General features: G+C 52.1%; 1 protein-coding gene. It reads left to right on the forward strand.

Going from position 1 to position 420, the window contains the following annotated elements; genetic code table 11:
• A partial coding sequence (locus WKT05_RS10590; RefSeq protein ID WP_340414064.1) for a transposase occupies nt 1–420 on the forward strand: 420 nt, incomplete at both ends.

Below are 420 nucleotides of genomic sequence, written 5' to 3' on the forward strand. Positions count from 1 at the left end.
ACTCCTTGAAAAAGACATCCTTCCCGTCTTCCCCTACACTCGACCCAAACGAAGACCCACACTCGAGGCCCCCTACTACAAGCGCGATTTCATCTACGACGCCTACTACGACTGCTACCTCTGCCCGGAAGAAAACATCCTCCCCTACAGCACCACCAATCGCGAAGGCTACCGCGAATACAAAAGCAATCCAAACATCTGCAAAAACTGTCCCACCCTTCACCGTTGCACCGCCAGTAAAAACCATCAAAAAATCGTCACTCGTCACCTCTGGCAAGACGCCCTGGACGTCGCGGAAGACTACCGCTACACCACCCAAGGAAAAGCAGAATACAAACAACGAAAAGAAACCATCGAACGGCAATTCGGCAGCGCGAAAGAATACCATGGCCTACGTTACACCAACCAGCGTGGACGAAG

Origin of the sequence: Peptoniphilus sp. HCN-40583 (assembly GCF_037892835.1) — a bacterium.
Taxonomy (GTDB): Bacteria; Bacillota; Clostridia; order Tissierellales; family Peptoniphilaceae; genus Aedoeadaptatus; species Aedoeadaptatus rachelemmaiella.